This window comes from Streptomyces sp. T12 (genome assembly GCF_028736035.1).
In the GTDB taxonomy this organism is placed as follows: Bacteria; Actinomycetota; Actinomycetes; order Streptomycetales; family Streptomycetaceae; genus Streptomyces.
In genome coordinates this window covers 11,226,536-11,242,128 of the sequence record NZ_CP117866.1, presented here as the reverse complement: position 1 = coordinate 11,242,128, position 15,593 = coordinate 11,226,536, and the positions used below count along the sequence as shown (strand labels likewise).

16 protein-coding genes and 2 pseudogenes are annotated in these 15,593 nt (G+C 68.5%); 7 read left to right on the top strand and 11 right to left on the bottom strand.

What is annotated here, in order from left to right:
- Nucleotides 1-33: 33 nt before the first annotated feature.
- Nucleotides 34-549 (top strand): hypothetical protein, encoded by a 516-nt coding sequence (locus tag PBV52_RS50295; protein WP_274249044.1) that lies wholly within the window; start codon nt 34-36, stop codon nt 547-549.
- Entirely contained in the window at nt 546-956 is a 411-nt protein-coding gene (locus tag PBV52_RS50290) for a hypothetical protein (protein WP_274249042.1), read from the top strand. The genes PBV52_RS50295 and PBV52_RS50290 overlap by 4 nt, the downstream gene beginning before the upstream one ends.
- Before the next feature lie 770 nt (nt 957-1,726).
- On the opposite strand, the gene PBV52_RS50285 is transcribed toward PBV52_RS50290, so the two are convergent.
- Nucleotides 1,727-2,566, bottom strand: a complete 840-nt coding sequence (locus tag PBV52_RS50285; protein ID WP_030042941.1) for an alpha/beta fold hydrolase — start codon at nt 2,564-2,566, stop codon at nt 1,727-1,729.
- A gap of 68 nt (nt 2,567-2,634) precedes the next feature.
- Between PBV52_RS50285 and PBV52_RS50280 the strand changes: the two genes are divergently transcribed.
- Nucleotides 2,635-3,306 (top strand): TetR/AcrR family transcriptional regulator, encoded by a 672-nt coding sequence (locus PBV52_RS50280; protein WP_274249038.1) that lies wholly within the window; start codon nt 2,635-2,637, stop codon nt 3,304-3,306.
- 81 nt (nt 3,307-3,387) lie between these two features.
- Here PBV52_RS50280 and PBV52_RS50275 read toward each other — a convergent pair.
- The 3 genes and pseudogenes from PBV52_RS50275 to PBV52_RS50265 all read right to left on the bottom strand — a co-directional run.
- Nucleotides 3,388-3,732, bottom strand: a pseudogene (locus PBV52_RS50275) (IS5/IS1182 family transposase); the annotation flags it as partial.
- Between the two features lie 51 nt (nt 3,733-3,783).
- Entirely contained in the window at nt 3,784-3,951 is a 168-nt protein-coding gene (locus tag PBV52_RS50270; RefSeq protein WP_274249036.1) for a hypothetical protein, read from the bottom strand.
- Nucleotides 3,908-4,273 (bottom strand): hypothetical protein, encoded by a 366-nt coding sequence (locus PBV52_RS50265; protein WP_274249034.1) that lies wholly within the window; start codon nt 4,271-4,273, stop codon nt 3,908-3,910. Before PBV52_RS50265 ends, PBV52_RS50270 begins: the two co-directional genes overlap by 44 nt.
- Nucleotides 4,274-4,972: 699 nt before the next feature.
- Between PBV52_RS50265 and PBV52_RS50260 the strand changes: the two genes are divergently transcribed.
- Nucleotides 4,973-5,242 (top strand): hypothetical protein, encoded by a 270-nt coding sequence (locus PBV52_RS50260; RefSeq protein WP_274249032.1) that lies wholly within the window; start codon nt 4,973-4,975, stop codon nt 5,240-5,242.
- Nucleotides 5,243-5,425: 183 nt separating this feature from the next.
- Here PBV52_RS50260 and PBV52_RS50255 read toward each other — a convergent pair whose 3' ends face one another.
- Nucleotides 5,426-6,013 (bottom strand): TetR/AcrR family transcriptional regulator, encoded by a 588-nt coding sequence (locus tag PBV52_RS50255; RefSeq protein ID WP_274249031.1) that lies wholly within the window; start codon nt 6,011-6,013, stop codon nt 5,426-5,428.
- Between the two features lie 166 nt (nt 6,014-6,179).
- Here PBV52_RS50255 and PBV52_RS50250 point away from each other — a divergent pair, with 166 nt between their 5' ends.
- Nucleotides 6,180-6,893 (top strand): SDR family oxidoreductase, encoded by a 714-nt coding sequence (locus PBV52_RS50250; protein ID WP_274249029.1) that lies wholly within the window; start codon nt 6,180-6,182, stop codon nt 6,891-6,893.
- A gap of 250 nt (nt 6,894-7,143) precedes the next feature.
- Here PBV52_RS50250 and PBV52_RS50245 read toward each other — a convergent pair whose 3' ends face one another.
- The 4 genes from PBV52_RS50245 to PBV52_RS50230 form a co-directional block, all read right to left on the bottom strand.
- On the bottom strand, nt 7,144-7,977 hold the full coding sequence (locus tag PBV52_RS50245; protein ID WP_274249027.1) for an enoyl-CoA hydratase/isomerase family protein: 834 nt from the start codon (nt 7,975-7,977) through the stop codon (nt 7,144-7,146).
- 122 nt (nt 7,978-8,099) lie between these two features.
- Complete coding sequence (locus PBV52_RS50240) at nt 8,100-8,906, bottom strand: strictosidine synthase (RefSeq protein WP_274249025.1); 807 nt, start codon at nt 8,904-8,906, stop codon at nt 8,100-8,102.
- A 42-nt stretch (nt 8,907-8,948) separates the two neighbouring features.
- Nucleotides 8,949-9,815, bottom strand: coding sequence for an alpha/beta fold hydrolase (locus tag PBV52_RS50235; RefSeq protein WP_274249024.1), 867 nt, complete (start codon nt 9,813-9,815; stop codon nt 8,949-8,951).
- Between the two features lie 66 nt (nt 9,816-9,881).
- Complete coding sequence (locus tag PBV52_RS50230) at nt 9,882-10,877, bottom strand: NADP-dependent oxidoreductase (RefSeq protein WP_274249022.1); 996 nt, start codon at nt 10,875-10,877, stop codon at nt 9,882-9,884.
- Between the two features lie 158 nt (nt 10,878-11,035).
- Here PBV52_RS50230 and PBV52_RS50225 point away from each other — a divergent pair, with 158 nt between their 5' ends.
- Nucleotides 11,036-11,659, top strand: coding sequence for a TetR/AcrR family transcriptional regulator (locus PBV52_RS50225; protein ID WP_274249021.1), 624 nt, complete (start codon nt 11,036-11,038; stop codon nt 11,657-11,659).
- Nucleotides 11,660-11,971: 312 nt separating this feature from the next.
- Here PBV52_RS50225 and PBV52_RS50220 read toward each other — a convergent pair whose 3' ends face one another.
- Together PBV52_RS50220 and PBV52_RS50215 are read right to left on the bottom strand one after the other, a co-directional pair.
- Nucleotides 11,972-12,982: an enoyl-CoA hydratase/isomerase family protein gene (locus PBV52_RS50220; RefSeq protein ID WP_274249018.1), complete on the bottom strand. Its 1,011-nt coding sequence runs from the start codon at nt 12,980-12,982 to the stop codon at nt 11,972-11,974.
- Nucleotides 12,983-13,047: 65 nt separating this feature from the next.
- A pseudogene (locus tag PBV52_RS50215) lies at nt 13,048-14,060 on the bottom strand (iron-containing alcohol dehydrogenase).
- 480 nt (nt 14,061-14,540) lie between these two features.
- Here PBV52_RS50215 and PBV52_RS50210 point away from each other — a divergent pair.
- On the top strand, nt 14,541-15,452 hold the full coding sequence (locus PBV52_RS50210) for an alpha/beta hydrolase (protein ID WP_274249016.1): 912 nt from the start codon (nt 14,541-14,543) through the stop codon (nt 15,450-15,452).
- Nucleotides 15,453-15,593: the final 141 nt, after the last annotated feature.

Sequence of the window (15,593 nt, the reverse complement as noted above, 5' to 3'; positions counted from 1 at the left end):
CCAGGCGGCGGACACGGGCAATCTCGTCGTCCGATGGCGTGGCCTCGGCCTTGGCCCAGGGGTCGGCGTTGGCGAAGGCGGCCAGACGCTCACGGTTGCGCAGCAGATCGGCCAGGCGACCGGCCGTCCCTCACGGGCCCCGCCGGAGAGGAAGCCGAAGCCCGGCTCGCCGAGCTCGCCCGCCACACCGTCTTCGACGGCCGGGTTGTCACCGACGAAGCCCGCCTGCGCCGCATCCTGGCCCGCCACGACACCCGCCTGTGCCCGGGCACCTTCATCACCTGCGTCTACAACCCCGACCGTGCCCTGTGCCGCACGTCCGAGGGCCCCGCCGATCAGCCGGTCATGGCCGACTGCAAACCGCTGGTCTGCCGCAACACCGCTCTCACGCCCGCCAACCTGCAGGCCCTCACCGGTCACTTCGCCCGCCTGGAGGACGCCCTCGCCGACAGCGACCGCCTCGCCCCCTACGTCCGTCACCGCCTGGAGGAAAGGCACCGCGCCACCGCTGCGTTCCTCACATGCCACGCCCCGGAGATCGCCGAGTGAAACGCGCCCTGCCCGGCACCGAGACCGTCAAAGCCGCCATCGACACCGTCCTTGCCGAGGCAGCAGCCCGCGGACGGAGCCCCACCGTGACCGCGATCGAGCGGCTCCTGGACATCCCGCACGCCACCTTCCACCGGCACTACGCCGACCTGATCGACGTGCACTTCCGGCCCCGCATCCCGGCGCCGGCCCAGTCTGCGACGCAGACGGAACCCTCCGGATCCGACGCACATACGGAAACCAACCTGAGCCGGCTACGGAAGGAGAACACCGACCTGCGCCGCACCCTCGCTCTGTACGAGGAGGCCATCCGCCAGCTGGCTCTCGAAATCGACGCACTGCGCAGCGGCGACACCGTTCTTCCACTGCCCAACCGCAGCAGGCCCGCGCCGCCCGGGCCCTCCTGAATCCGCCCCCCCCGCAGGCTCCTGGCGTGCGAAAGGACGCTGGGCGTGGCGCGCAGCCGACTACCGATGATCAAGGAATCACCGGCTGGACAGCGGACGAGATCCAGACCGGCGTTGCGCTGATGACCGAGCTCGGGCAGTTCGGCGCCGGCGGTCGGGCCCTGTACGACCCTCGTCTCGGCGAGCGGAGCCTCTGGGACTGGTCCGGCGACACTCCCTGCCGCCCCCGGGCCGACTCGCCCAGCAGACCGGCCCGCGGCACGCTGGAAGGAGCGGCGACGCCCACGTCGTCAAGGCCGGCAGCGAGGACGTCGAGTGGCTCTACCCGGACACCACGATCGAGCGGATCGCCGCCCAGTGGCTGGAACTCAGGCGCTCTTCGTCGTGGTCACCGACGGCGCGGCCGGCGCCCACGTCTTCCACGCCCGTGCGGCACGTATCAGCCGTCCCGGCCGGAAGGTCGCGGTGGTGGACACCGTGGGAGCGGGCACGGCAGCCGGGCGATGGCGCACCCTCGATCACGCAGGATGCGCCTACCTCAGCCAGCCGCTCCGGCGGCCGGGGTCCGGCCTGCCGGATTCTCGCGCAGCTGGTCAAGCCGGCGAAATCGGCGACGATCCGTTGGCCGGACTGTCTTCCGTTTCGACCACGGGGGCGTAGAGGACTCCATGGCCTGGGAAGGTGTGCGTGTCGCATTCCGGGGATCCGGTGAGCCTGCGGCCCGTCATCACGGACCAGGCGTCAGCGACTGCACCGAAGCCCCGCAGACGTTACTCGTCGAGGAACTGAATGGCGTGCTTCAGGAACCGCTCGGGATACTGGAACTGCGCTCCATGCCCGGCATCGGGGTAGATCAGCAGCTGAGCGTTGGGGATGTTCTGGGCGAGGTGCCAGGAGTTGATCGAGGCGATCATCACGTCGTTCTCGCCGTTGAGGACCAGCGTCGGCTGGGTGATCGCATTCAGGTGGGCGTAGGGGTTCTCGCCCGGCAGCGGTTCCGCGTAGGCGACGGTCGCTTCGAACTGCGCCTGTGCGACCGCGGGCGAGCTCGGCGGGTCCTGGTCGGCCCGCTGGTGGCGGCGCTCCCAAAAGGCCTTGCCCGCTTGCTTCGCGGCTTCCGAGCGGCCGAAGAACAGGAAGAGGAAGTCCTCCAGGGTGGGGACCGGGTTCAGGGCGTACTGAGGCACCTGGGGGTCACTTGTCGGGTCGCCGCCTCGGAGGCCGGTGCCGAGCAGGAGGAGCTTGCGCACCAGCTGGGGATGGCGCAGCGTGACCTCCTGCACCTGGTAACCGCCGAGCGAGAAGCCGAGCAGGTCGACCTGCTCCAGCCCCAGCGCCCGGATGACCGCGGCGATGTCGTCGGCCATGTCCTCCATCCGGTTACGCGGCGTGCCCGATGACGAGGCGATGCCGCGGCCGTTGAACAGGATGACCTCACGGCCTTCGGCCAGGCCGTCGGTGAGCAGCGGGTCCCAGTTGTCCATCCCCCCGCGGAAGTGCTGGACCAGGAAGATCGGGACGCCCGAGGGCTTGCCCCAGCGCCGGTAGGCGAACCGGTCGCCGTCAACCTCGATGTACTGAGTCGGTGCGGTCACATGCGTGTCACTCATGGCCTGAGCCTTTCTGGAGGGGGTGAGCAATACGATGACGATCGTCATCTAAAAAGTCAAGCTCTTTGATGTCGATCGACATCTATGTATGCTGGACCGTCGAGCGTCGACCGACGAAGGGACGGCTGGACATGCGGGTCACCAAGGCACAGGCAGAGCAGAACCGTGCCCACATCGTCGCGACAGCCTCCAGGCTGTTCCGTGAGCGCGGCTATGACGGTGTCGGCGTGGCAGAACTGATGGCAGCCGCCGGGTTCACCCATGGCGGGTTCTACAAGCACTTCCGCTCCAAGGCCGACCTGATGGCCGAAGCGTCCGCAAGCGGGCTCTCGCAGACCGTGGCACGGACAGAAGGTCTGGACCCCGCCGCGTTCGTCGAGCGCTACGTCTCGCGGGAGCATCGCGACGGGCGCGGCGACGGCTGCACCATCGCGGCCCTCGGCGGCGACGCCGCACGTCAGCCGGCGGACATCAAAACAGAGTTCGCAGCCGGGATCGAGAACCTGCTGACGGCCCTTCAGCCCCAAAGCGATACGCCGGGGGATGCGGACCAGCGCGCGGCCCGCACGATGGTGATCGACATGCTCGCCCATTCGGTCGGCGCGATCATGTTGTCGCGGGCATGCCCGGACGGTTCTCCGCTGGCGGGCGAAATCCTCGATGTCTGCCGCAAGGAAATTCTCGCGTCACTGACACAGGGCAACAGCGACCAGCCGGCGGCAAGGGGTCCAGAAACCTGACCGCAGCCGACCGACGCAAGCCCAGCTCAGTACCATGAGCAGCACGAGGCCGGCTCCCAGTCGCCTCAGTACGAACACCGGCAGGACCACCGCGCCGCCCTTTCGGGCGATCTTCTTCAACGCGCGGTCCAGGCGCGGGGCGCGGGCGGCCAGCAGGCCCACGACCTCGCGCACCCACCGGCTCACGGTGGTGCGGTGCACCCCGTTCCCGCCGGCCAGATCGCCGGGCCGCTGGTCACAGCGCAGCACCGCCAGCACGATGCCGGCGATCTTCCCGGCGGGCAGCGTCCGCCACCGCGAGGCGATCTTCTTCAGGCGGCCGCGTATCAGGCCGGCGAGATAGTTCAAGGTCTCGCTCGACAGCGGCAGGCGGGCGGTGTGGACAAGGCCGTCAGGACCGTCGGTGAGACCGTTGTTTTTCTTCACACCAAACTCAACTGCCGCCGGGGGCCCGCCCGTTACGGCCTGCCCGCGCAGTTACGAGCGTGCGGTGAACCGCACGTCGGGCCGCTTGTGCAGCCAGCCGCGGTCGGCGAGCTTGGTCATCTTCGCCCGCAAAGGCTCCAGCTTGCCGCACACCGAGGCATCCAGGCCCAGCCGCTCACCGACCGCCCTGACCTGCACCGGCCCGTCGGCCTCCCGCACGATCGCCAGGATCTTGCGGTAGTCGCCGGGCAGCGCGCTCTCGTCGGCCGCGTCGGTGCGGTGCGGTGCGGTGCGGGATGAGCAGGACCGCCCGCCCGGCTACCTTCACCGGTACCGGAGCGACAGAATCGGCCGCCTCGGCGTCGGCGTGGGCCTGCTCGGCCAGGCGGTTCAACACCCGCTCGGCGATCGCCAGTTCGTCCCGCTCGACCTCGACCTCCTGAAGCTGCTTGGTCAACTGCTCGGCGAGGGCGTCCAGTTCGCTCCGGCGGGCGGTGATCCACTGCCGCTCCTGCATCCCCGCACCCTCCCGCGTTCTCATGGCGTGCCGACCTGCCGACGGATCGTAGGCGGGGGGGCGGAGGCAGGCGCAGCCGAACCCGGCATCCCGCCGGAACCGGACCGGCCCGATGATCTACGCCATGGCCATCGGCCGCCGACCGGCGCGATTACCCCACTCGTCACTCACACCAGAGCCGCGACCTGCGACTTCGCGATGCACACCACTCAGTGGGTGGAGTGGCGCGGCGGCCACGCCCACGAGTTCCACGCCGCATGACGTCCGGGCGGCGGCAGCGGCCGGGCAGGGTGGTCCTGCCTGGCCGCGCTGGCTACTCCCAGGGCCGTGGCAGCGCCGTTCCACAGGGCTCGGAGCCAGTCGGGCGGGTGATGGCGCGTGGTGTGGTCCAGGCGGTGGCGGCTCGGGGGTGTTGTAGCAGGCGCTGGTGGGTGTAGTGCGCGGCGGCGAGTTCGGACACGCCTTGGGTGTGGACGGTGGAGGTGAGTCGTAGGTCGGGAGTGGCTTGTTGGTGGCGCGGGCACATCAGCCGGTGCAGTGACAAGTGGAGCCACGCGGAGTCGGTGGCGCCGTTGCGGGGACCTTGACCTACTTCTGGCGTCGTTCGACACGGCGCACGGCGATCACGCCACCGCGCGCGGCGCCCTCGTCGGCTTCTACCTGTCGGCCGAGCACCGTGACCAGCCCGGCACCGGTTGCCCCACCGCCGGATTCGCAGGGGACATGGCTCGCGATCCCACAGCCGGGGAGGTACGCGAAACGTACGCGGCCGGAGTCCAGGAATTCGCCGCGTGGATGTCCACCGACGCCAACGACGGCCTCCCCATGGTGGCCACCCTGGTCGGCGCGATCCTGCTCGCCCGCGCCTCGGCGGGCACAGAACTGTCGGAGAAGATCCTGGAATCGACCCACAAAACGCTGCCCGCACCACACGTGCCTCGACCCGGAATCCTGGGGTATGGGGCTGTGCGACGGGGACTCGACGCCACGTAGGCAGGCAATCTCCGAAATCCCAGCAGCACGCGGTGGCGGTAGCCCTCCGGCCGCCCGCCCCACCCCTCCGGCCATGTCGGAATGGGCAGTAACGGCCGGACGACCTGCCATTCAGGGATTCGGGCCATGACGCAGCCGAGGACCACCCGGATGGTCGCCCGGGCCTGAGGCTGGGGCCACGCTTCAGCGAGGCAGCAGGACCTCAACCTGCCCCCGGATGTCCTGCACGATCTCCTCGACGCTCAAGGCGATGTTCACGCTCGCCGCCATGCTGAGGAACATCACGGCGGACACGATGTGTGCCAGCGTCGCGGCGTCGCCCTCTGCGACCCGCTCGTCTCGGCACAGCACGGCGGCGACGGCCTCCTCGGTCTGCGCGACGATGGCGAGTGCCGCGCCGTGCCGGGGCTCCTCGGGGTCGCCGAAGACCATCTCTCGCAGGTAGGTGCGTCCGTTGTCGATCTGGATGCGGTTGCACTCCACGATCGGCCGGACGATCGCCAGCACCGCGTCCAGCACGCCTGGGACGGCCTCGGCGTCCGCCCGGCCCTGCTCAAGTGCTTCGACGTACTTGGCGTTCTGGACAAGGAGGAGGAGCTCGCCCTTGGTCTTGGCATAAAGGAACAGGGTCCCGGTGCCGATGTCGGCCTGGTCAGCGATCTGCTGGGTCGTGACCTCATCGACGCCGTGTTCGGCGAACAGTTCACTGGCGGCAGCGACGATGCGGTCGAGTTTCTCCTGCTTGTTCCGCTCGCGCCGTCCGACAGGCATGACGGTGTCCTCCAGGCCTAGATTATGACTGTAATCAGTTATGATTGTACTCAATGCCGTGTGAGCTCGAATGTGGCTCCGCTCATTCTCCCATCGAGGGGCGACGTGTCGTTGCCCATCCGTGCGCAGACACGAACCTCGCATCCCCCTCGGAAAGAAGGAACCAATGCCCTCCCTCGATGGAGCAGTCGTCCCTATCACCGGCGCCAATGGCGGTATCGGCACCCACTTCGTCCACGACGCCCTGGCACGCGGCGCCGCCAAGGTCTACGCCACCGCCCGTTCCCCGCGCGCCTGGGACGATGAACGCATCGTCCCCCTGACCCTTGACGTCACCGACCGCGCATCGATCGACGCAGCCGTGGCCGCTGCGGCGGATGTCACCGTGCTCGTCAACAACGCGGGCGCCATCCCGCCGAGCGCGAGCCTGCTGGACGTCACCGAGGCGGACATCCGGGCGAACATGGAGACGAACTTCTTCGGGCCGGTCTTCCTCGCCCGCGCCTTCGCACCGGTCCTCGCCGCCAAGAAGGGGTCAATCCTCATCGACGTGCACTCCGTTGCCAGCTGGTATGCCTTCGGCGGCGCCTACAGCGCGTCCAAGGCCGCACTGTGGTCGGCCACCAACTCGCTGCGCATCGAGTTCGCACCCATGGGCGTCCACGTGACGGGTGTGCACATGGGCTACGTCGACACCGACCTGGCCGCGCACGCCGACGGACCCAAGATGCTGCCGACGCAGCTGGTGACGACGGTCTACGACGCCGTCGAGGCCGGAGAATACGAGGTCCTGGCCGACGAGTTGACCAAGGGGGTCAAGGCGGCTCTGAGCGGCCCGGTCGAGGCGCTTTACCCGGACCTGCACAGCACGGACACCTGAGCTTGTTCTTCGGTCCCGACGTGATCTCTTCACGTCGGGCCCCGGTGATCCATGGCGTTGAACAGTTGGCCGGCCGGTGTCCAGAAGCGGTGCACCGTCGCGGCCGTCGAGCGGTGGATGACATCGGCGGTCGATCCGGCAGCAGCCCGATCCGACCATGGTGCCGAGGACGTCGGAAATCAGGTGGGCCCCGCGGCAAAAGAGGACGGACGCGGCATCCGCTGCGTCCGTGCTCGTTTTTTGATGGGAGTCAGCGTTGCTGGTTGGCGATGCCGATGTAGTGCCCGAGCCGGTACTCGAAGTCGATGCCGGCCTGTTCGACGACGGCCTGCGCGCCTGCGGCCCGGGTGAGGAAACCGGGGAGGGTGAGGGAGTGGGTGAACTCGCCGTACGCGGCGACCAGGTCCGCGTCCGGGGGCAGGGATGCCCGGTTGATCTGGGCTTTGGCCGAGGCGAGTGAGGTGCGGTCGAAGGAGGCGAGTCGGGCGGCGACGGTGCCGACGAAGGCGTCGAGTTCGCTGTCGGGGAGGGCGCGGGTGACCCAGCCCCAACGCTCGGCGGTGTCGGCGTCGTAGTCGTCGCTGGTGAGGATGGCTTCCAGGGCGCGGTCGCGTCCGATGGCCCGGGGCAGGCGTTCGCTGCCACCACCGCCGGGCAGCAGTCCGCTACCGACCTCGGGCTGTCCGAAGATCGCCTTCTCACGACTGGCGTAGCGCAGATCGAGGGCGAGGGCGAGCTCGTTCCCGCCGCCGCGGGTGCGTCCACGGATGGCCGCGATCGTGATGTACGGCGCTTTGGAGAGTTCCAGGACCAGATTCGCCCATGCCGGCACCGCGTCCGGGTCTTCGGGGGCGGGGAAGTCGGCGGCGGCGGCCAGGTCGAAGTGGTTGTAGAAGAAGTCGGGGGTGGCGCTGTCGAACAGCACGACCTGGATGTCCGGGTCGGTGGCCAGTTCGGTGACGATCTCGATGAGGCGCAGGACGGTCTCGCCGGTGATGAGGTTGACGGGCGGGTTGGCGAAGGTGATCTTCGCGATCTGCGGTGAGGTGCGCTCGTAGTGGATGGTGCTCTGCTGCTCGCTCATGGCTGGCTCCGGATGCGTGGTGGGTATCAGATGGCGACGGGGGCGCGAGGAGGGGCAAGGAAGCCGGGGCGGATGGATTTGCCGAGCAGATCCGGCGGTCCCGCTTCCCGTCTGCGCGCCGCTCACTCCTGGTAGCGCGGGAGGATCTCGCCGTTCTTGACGTAGGTGAGGGCGGCGGTGACGTCGTAGGCGTGGATCGCGGAGACTTGCGGTGCCAGCCGGTTGGACAGGTCCTCGATCACGTTGCCGGTGAAGAAGGCGTCCCGTGCTGCGGTGTCGGTGAACCCGAGGCTGACCGAGGCGTGGAAGTGCTCGTCGTGGGGGTTGTCGTGGGCGACGTCCGGGGTGTCCCAGAGCTTTTCGATCCAGGGCAGGAACGTCTGCGTGCGCAGTTCCTTCAGCACTCCGGTGCCGGCGAGCGCGGGAGCGAGCCGCTCGTTGACGAGCTTCCGGAAGGCTCCGGCGCCGCCCCCGTCCCTGCGGCGAAGGTAGATCAGCGCGCGGGCACCGACCGCCTCTCCGGGGCCTGCGACGTCGTACCACCGAGAGGAGTTCGGCGGGCCGGCGTAGAGCAGGGTGCGGCGGAACACATTGATCTCGTCGGCGTATGCCAGCTTCGTCTGCTTGCGCCCTTTCAGGGGTGCAAGCGCCGATTGGAAGGTGACTTCCGCGACGCCGTCGATCTTCCGGCCTGCTGGGATCGCGGTCTGGACCCCGTCGGTGGCCGGCCACCGGCCCGGGTTGTGCTCGGCGAGATGGATCTGCCGGTACTCCTCCAGGCCCGGGGTGGCGGAGATGATCCCTGAGTGCGGGCCCTTCCAGTGGTCCATGCCGGTCTGGCGAGGCTGGTCGGTGCGCACCCACAGCAGGATCGAGGAGGTGAGAGGCTTCTTCACTTCAAGGGGTGCGACGGCTGGTGACGTGCTCATGATTTCCCTTGTCTTCCTGGCCAGGCGCTGGTCAGGCGCTGGTCATCGGGCCAGGAACTCGACCGCTACGGGGGCGAACTCCTGGTGGTACTGGAAGATGCCGCCGTGCCCGGAGTCGGGGTAGATGATCAGCTTGCTGTCCTTGATGCGCCGGTGCAGGTCCTCCGACAGGACCGAGGGCACCATGCGGTCGTTGTCGCCGTTGGCGATCAGGGTGGGCTGCGTGATCGACGAAAGGTCGTCAGGGGCGGAGCGCCCCCACTTCTTGATCGCCTTCAGCTGCGTCTGGAACGCCTTGGTCTTGATGTCCGCGTCGCGGTCGACGGTGCGCTCCTTGAGCCGGTTGACGAACGCGCGTGCGGCGGGCTTGCCGGTGGCATTGCGGTTGAAGAACAGGAACTCCTTGGGGTCCGAACGGGTCAACGTGGCGCGCAGGATGTCCCAGTAGGTGATTCTGGCGACCTTGTCCATGTCCTTGCCGCCCTTGGGCCCGGTGCCGGTGAGGACCAGCTTGCGGACGAGCTCGGGGTGCTTCACCACCAGGGCCTGGGCGACCATGCCGCCGAGGGAGAAGGAGAAGACGTCGATCTTGTCGTACCCGAGCGCCTTGATGAAGGTGTAGGCGTCGTCGGCCATCGCCTCGACACTGTCCGGCACCTGACCGGTGGATGCCCCGACACCGCGGTTGTCGAAGGCGATGACGTGACGGCCCTTCGCGATGGGATCGATGATGCGGGGGTCCCAGTTGTCCAGGGTCGCGGCGAGGTGGACGAAGAAGACGACGGGGATGCCGCCCTTCGGGCCCAGCTCGCGGTAGGCGTAGGTGACGCCGCCGGCGCTGACGGTGCGGGCCGGGGCCTTCGCGTAGGAGGTGATGACGGCTTCGTTCGGGGTGTCGGTGCTGCTCATGACGGATTCTCCTTGCGTGTTCTGTGTCGCTGTGTGTTCCGTGTCGCCCGTCGCGGTTGCGGCGGGTCAGCTGCTGCCGATGACGGCCTTGCCGCGGATGCCGCCCTGGGACAGGGACTGCAGCGCCTGCGGGGTCTGGTCGAAGCCGACCACCTTTCCCACGACCGGACGCACCACGCCCTGGTCGATGAGAGTGGTGATCTGGCGGAGCTGGTCGCCGCTGGCGCGCATGAACAGGAACTCGTACGTCACGCCGAGCTTCTTCGCCTGCCTGCGGATCTTGCCGCTCAGGCCTGCGACCGCCAGGCGCAGCAGCGGGTTCAGGCCGGCCTCGCGGGCGAACGCGGGGTCCGGGGGACCGGTGATCCCGATGGCCTTGCCGCCGGGCTTGAGCACCCGCAGGGACTTCTCGAGGGTCTCCCCACCGATGCTGTCCAGCACCAGGTCGTAGCCGGTCAGGAGCTGTTCGAAGTCCTGGGTGCGGTAATCGATCACCGTGTCCGCGCCGAGCGCGCGCACGAAGTCCGCGTTGGAACCGCTGGCGGTCGTGGCGACGCTCGCACCGAGGTGCGCGGCGAGCTGGATCGCGATCGAACCGACCCCGCCGGCCCCGGCGTGGATGAGAACCTTCTGCCCGGGCCGCACCCGCCCGCGCTCCACCAGCGCCTGCCACGCCGTGAGCGCCGCCAGCGGCAGCGAGCCGGCCTCTTCCATACTGATCGAAGCGGGCTTGAGCGCCAGGTCGCCCTCCGCTACGGCGATGCGCTCGGCGAACGTGCCGATGCGGTCCTGGTGGGGCCGGGCGTAGACCTCGTCTCCGGGCTTGAAGCCGCGAACCGCTGTCCCGACGCTGATGACGGTGCCCGCTACGTCGTTGCCCAGGATCAGCGGCAGCTTGTAGGGCAGGATCTGCTTGAACTCACCGGCGCGGATCTTCTCATCCAGCGGGTTCAGCCCGGCGGCCTCCACCCGGACGAGCACGTCGTGCTCCCCCACGGCGGGTTCGGGGACTTCCGCCTCCTGCAGCGGCTCCTTGTACTTGGTGACGACGAACGCTCTCATGGGGCGCCACTCCTAATGCTTGTCCTATTTGTCCAGGTCTGAGACTGGATCGGCAAACCCGGCGCGACATCCGGGGACCTCACAACCTCGCCCCGCTCAGCTAATCCGAGTACACTCAACTATGAGTCCACTCAGAATTGTTGTCAAGGGAGGTCACCATGGGGGGCGGTCACATGCCGATCGGGCGCCGAGAGAGGGCCAAACAGGACAAGCGCGAGCGCATCATGACCGCCGCCCGCGAGCTGTTCGTCGAACACGGCGTCGACAGGGTCACGACGCAGCAGGTCGCCCGCCGAGCCGATGTCGCAATCGGGACGCTCTACCTGTACGCGTCCACGAAGGCCGAGTTGCTGATCATGGTGCAGAACGAGAAGTTCGCCGCCGCCGTCGATTCCGGCCTCGCCTCCGCGAACGCCGCCGCCGGACAGGGCGTGCTGGAGCCGGTCATCGCTCTCGTCCGCCCCGTGGTGGAGTGCGTGAGGGAGCACATCGAGAACGGCCGCACATACCTGCACGAACTCGTCTTCGGCGACCCGGCCGAGCCCTACCGGCAAGCGGGTCTAGCCCTTGCCGGCCGCCTCGAGGACGGCATCACCGGCCTGCTCACCCGCAACCAGTGCATCGATGCCGCCGATGCGGCGACGTTGGCGCGGGTGATCACCGCGATCGTCCACATCAGCACCACCGCCACCGTGTGCCTGCACCGCAGCGACGAAGCCGTTCTCGCCGACATCCGCGACCAGATCCACGCCACCCTGGCGCCGCACATCCGCGCCGCATGACCGCTCGCTCCACGAGCCGACCATCTCCCCGGAACGGGGGCACTTCGTGAGCACGCACTACGGCGTCGTCACCAACGGCGCCGGAACCGTGGGCACGTCACCGCGATCCGCGCCGCGCAACTCGCAAGAACATTCTGTCCGGCAGTCCGGCAGTCCGGCAGTCCGGCAGTCCGGACAACGGACAGCCGCAAACCCTGTCCATAACCCTGCACACCCGGTCAAGTGCGTTACAGCTGATCGAACCACGCGCCGATTTCGGCAAGGTCCGCCTCGCCCCGGTCAGCTCTGAGAACCTGCTCACGGCGCACATGCTCAGGCCAGCAGCGTCTGTCCGCCCTGCGCCTCACGTTCCCAGGTGGGACTGCGGTCCTTGTCGACCAAGGCCGCTCGGACGCCCTCCAGGAAGTCCGGCGTGCGGATGGTCGTGCGCGTGAGAGTGAGTTCGGTGTCAAGGCACTCTCGCAACGTCTGCTGTCTGCCCCGGGCCAGCAGGTTGTGAGTGATCTCCAAGCTCTGCGGCGAGGCGGACTCCAAGGCGATCAACGCGCCTGCCGCCCAGGCGGTGTCGAGGTGACGCAGGCGTTTCTCGATCTCGCCGAGGGTCGGCGCGCCGAACGCCCAGTCCATCTCCTCGCGTACCTCCGCCAGCCTGCTCTCCCCCACCGGGGAACGGTCGGCAAGGCGGTTCAGGACGACATCCACCGGGGCGCCGGGGCTGTCTGCCAGGGCATCTCCGACCGCACCGAACCTGTCCATGGGGACGAAGTGCGTGGCCAGCCCCGTGTACAGGGCGTCGGCAGCGTCGAGACGGTGCCCGGTCAGTCCCAGGTACATGCCTATCGCGCCGGGTAGCCGCGGCAGAAAGTAGCTGGCCCCGACGTCGGGGAAGAAACCGATCCCGGTCTCGGGCATCGCCAGCACCGCACGCTCGGTGACGACGCGGAAGGTGCCGTGGACCGACAGACCGAGACCACCGCCCATGCACATGCCGTCGATGAGCGACACGACCGGCACGGGATACTCGGCGATCCGGGCGTTGAGCCGGTACTCGGAGGCGAAGAACCGCTCACTGGCCTCGGCATCCCCAGCGAGGCTGTGCTCGCGGATCGTGCGGATATCGCCGCCGGCGCAGAAGGCCTTCACACTGGTGCTGGCGATCACCACAGCGGACAGCGGTGTGTGCTCCCATGCGGCGAGCGCACCGTCAATGGCCGCGACCATGCCTGTCGTCAGGGCGTTGAGCGCCTTGGGTCGGTTCAGAAGGATCCGGCCGACGCCCCGGTGCACGTCGGCGAGAACCTCGCCCTCAGCAGTGTCAGTCATGCGTCTCATCTCGTACTCCGCGCGGACCTGGCTGTTGTGCCATCACCGTTCCTCAGTCGCCGGCTTCAGCCGTAGATCTGCGCGTAGAGGTCCTGGATCTCGTCCACGGTGGGCACAACGGGGTTGTTGGCGGGGGATCCGGACGCGAGCGCCTGCTCGGCCATGAGGGGCGACAGACGGAACCACTCGTCCTTGTCGATGCCGTGGGCCCGAGGGGTGGGCACCTCAAGATCCTCGCACAGATCGCGGAGCGCCTCCACGAACCTCTCGGCCGCCAGGGCATCGCCGTCGCCGTCGGCGGCAACTCCGAGCGCGCGGGCGCAGTCGGCGTACCGGCTCTCGGCGGCCGGTACGGAGAACGCCGTCACCGCGGGGAAGAGCATCGCGTTCGACAGACCATGAGCGACGTGGAAGTGCGCGCCGATCGGGCGGCTCATGCCGTGCCTGAGCGCCACGCCGGCGTTGGAGAAGGCGATGCCGGCCTGGGGCGCAGCGAGCATCATCGCCTCGCGAGCCTCGGAGTCTCCCCCGTCGGCGTAGACGCGGCGGAGGTGGTGGCCGATGGTCCGGATCGCGTTCAGCGCAAGGCCGTCGGAGAACGGATTGGCCTTGCGGCTCACGTACGCCTCGACGGCATGAGTGAGCGCGTCGACGCCGGTGTCGGCGGTCAGCCGGGACGGCATCCACAGGGTCAGTTCGAAGTCGACGACGCCGGCGACCGGCAGGAACGCCAGTCCCGAACAGAGCATCTTCTCGTCCGTGGCGCTGTCGGTGATGATGGTGAACTGGGTGGCCTCCGAGCGCTGCCCGCGGTCGTCTGGACGGCGATCAACGGAAGCGCCGGACCGAGGTTCGTGTGCGGAGCCTTGTAGTCCCGCATCCGGACGCCCTGGACGCCCTGGACGCCCAACAGGCCGAGGGCCTTGGCGGTGTCCACCGGGCTGCCGCCACCAAATCCGATCACCGAGTCCGCCGCGTGTTCCCGCAACACGGTCAGGCCGGCGCCAAGCGAATCGGTCGTCGGATCCGGGACGGTCCCGGCAAACAGACGCGGCTGCAGTCCGGCGTCCTCAAGCATCACCATCAGGCGTTCCGCCGCATCAGTCCCGGCGACGGGGGACTACTCCTCTGCACCGTTCTCACGGTCTTCTCGCCCATCGTCTCGGGAAGCGAGTTCGCGTTGTGGCCGGAAGCGAGTTTCAACTGGTATCCGTTCCAGACCCCAGGCCTGGTTTCGGCGCCTGCGGCGTTCGCTCTCGGGTGCCTCGGTACCGTCAGCTCGCCCGAAGGTTCCAGGGTCGATTTCGAGCACATGCAATACAGGATCCTGACGGGAAAGACAGTCGGACCTCAGACCGCCGATCCGCAACGGCAGAGATTCTGGAGCGTTGATCACTCTCGGTCGCCCGCACAGCGCCGCCGCGCCCCCGCAGCCAGAGGTGATCCCGAAACTCCTGGGTTTACTTTGCTATACTCAGCCAGTAGCGTCACGACCAGCACATCAACCTGGCTGCACGCGGGACGTGGGCGTGGCAGCAACCTGCGAAGGAGCACCACCATGGGAGCAAGCCCAGAGGCACAGCAGTTCGCCCAGTTCCTCGAGAGCGTGAGCGCGAAGTCCTCGACGCCGGGCCTCGACCTGGCCATCGTCCGCGACATCGTCGACTCGAACCACAAGGCGTCGACCGAGCCGGAAGGCGTCACGTACGCCGAGGTGGACGCGGGCGGCGTCCCCGCCCTCTGGGCCATCCCCGAGGGAGCCGATCCCGACCGGGCTCTGCTCCACTTCCACTTCGGCGGGTCGGTCACCGCCTCGATGCACTCGGACCGCAAGGCTGCGGGCCATATCGCGAAGGCGGCCGGCGCCCGCTCTCTCGTCGTGGACTTCCGCCTGGCGCCCGAACACCCGTACCCGGCGCAGCTCGACGACGCCGAGACGGCGTACCGGTGGCTGCTCTCGCAGGGCTATGAGCCGCGGAACATCGGCAGCACGGGCCATTCGATCGGCGGCACCCTCGCGGTGATGCTCCCGCTGCGCCTGCTCGCGCAGGGGGAGGCGACCCCGGGCGCGATCGTCAGCGTCTCGCCGTGGACCGACCTCACCATCCAGAACGCGTCGGTGGACGAGAACGAAGACAAAGACAAGATGCTCAGCAGGAACACTCTTGAGCTCTTCCGTGGAGCCTGGCTCCAGGAGCCCGGCGTGGACTTCGCCGATCCGAAGATCAGCCTCGTGAACGCCGATCTGCCCGGCCTGCCTCCCACGATCGTCCTCTACGGCGAGTACGAGACCCTCGCCGACGACGGCGCCCAACTGGGCCGTCGCCTCGATGACTTCAAGGTCACCTCCGAGGTCCACCCGCTGCCCGAGGGACAGCACTCGTTCGTCCTGGGCGCGGGGCGCGTACCCGAGGTGGACGAGGCGATCCAGCGGATGGGTCAGTGGCTCCGCAAGCACCTGGGCGCGTGAGCTGAAGCCACACCGGGCGGAGCGGCCTTTCGGCCGGACCGCCGCACCACCGCGATGCCGGTGACCGGTCCGCCTGTCGCCGGCATCCTGCTCGACCATGTCGGCCGGCATGCGGTACCTGTGTCCGACAGGGTTCCGCAC

Excerpts from the sequence above, each read along its gene's own strand:
- PBV52_RS50225 (WP_274249021.1), top strand. The coding sequence starts at position 11,036 with ATGGGGGGCGGTCACATGCCGATCGGGCGCCGAGAGAGGGCCAAACAG.
- PBV52_RS50235 (WP_274249024.1), bottom strand. The coding sequence starts at position 9,815 with ATGAGCAGCACCGACACCCCGAACGAAGCCGTCATCACCTCCTACGCG.
- PBV52_RS50240 (WP_274249025.1), bottom strand. The coding sequence starts at position 8,906 with ATGAGCACGTCACCAGCCGTCGCACCCCTTGAAGTGAAGAAGCCTCTC.
- PBV52_RS50285 (WP_030042941.1), bottom strand. The coding sequence starts at position 2,566 with ATGAGTGACACGCATGTGACCGCACCGACTCAGTACATCGAGGTTGAC.
- PBV52_RS50295 (WP_274249044.1), top strand. The coding sequence starts at position 34 with ATGGCGTGGCCTCGGCCTTGGCCCAGGGGTCGGCGTTGGCGAAGGCGG.
- PBV52_RS50260 (WP_274249032.1), top strand. The coding sequence starts at position 4,973 with ATGGCTCGCGATCCCACAGCCGGGGAGGTACGCGAAACGTACGCGGCC.
- PBV52_RS50250 (WP_274249029.1), top strand. The coding sequence starts at position 6,180 with ATGCCCTCCCTCGATGGAGCAGTCGTCCCTATCACCGGCGCCAATGGC.
- PBV52_RS50220 (WP_274249018.1), bottom strand. The coding sequence starts at position 12,982 with ATGACTGACACTGCTGAGGGCGAGGTTCTCGCCGACGTGCACCGGGGC.
- PBV52_RS50255 (WP_274249031.1), bottom strand. The coding sequence starts at position 6,013 with ATGCCTGTCGGACGGCGCGAGCGGAACAAGCAGGAGAAACTCGACCGC.
- PBV52_RS50265 (WP_274249034.1), bottom strand. The coding sequence starts at position 4,273 with ATGAGAACGCGGGAGGGTGCGGGGATGCAGGAGCGGCAGTGGATCACC.
- PBV52_RS50230 (WP_274249022.1), bottom strand. The coding sequence starts at position 10,877 with ATGAGAGCGTTCGTCGTCACCAAGTACAAGGAGCCGCTGCAGGAGGCG.
- PBV52_RS50280 (WP_274249038.1), top strand. The coding sequence starts at position 2,635 with ATGTCGATCGACATCTATGTATGCTGGACCGTCGAGCGTCGACCGACG.
- PBV52_RS50210 (WP_274249016.1), top strand. The coding sequence starts at position 14,541 with ATGGGAGCAAGCCCAGAGGCACAGCAGTTCGCCCAGTTCCTCGAGAGC.
- PBV52_RS50245 (WP_274249027.1), bottom strand. The coding sequence starts at position 7,977 with ATGAGCGAGCAGCAGAGCACCATCCACTACGAGCGCACCTCACCGCAG.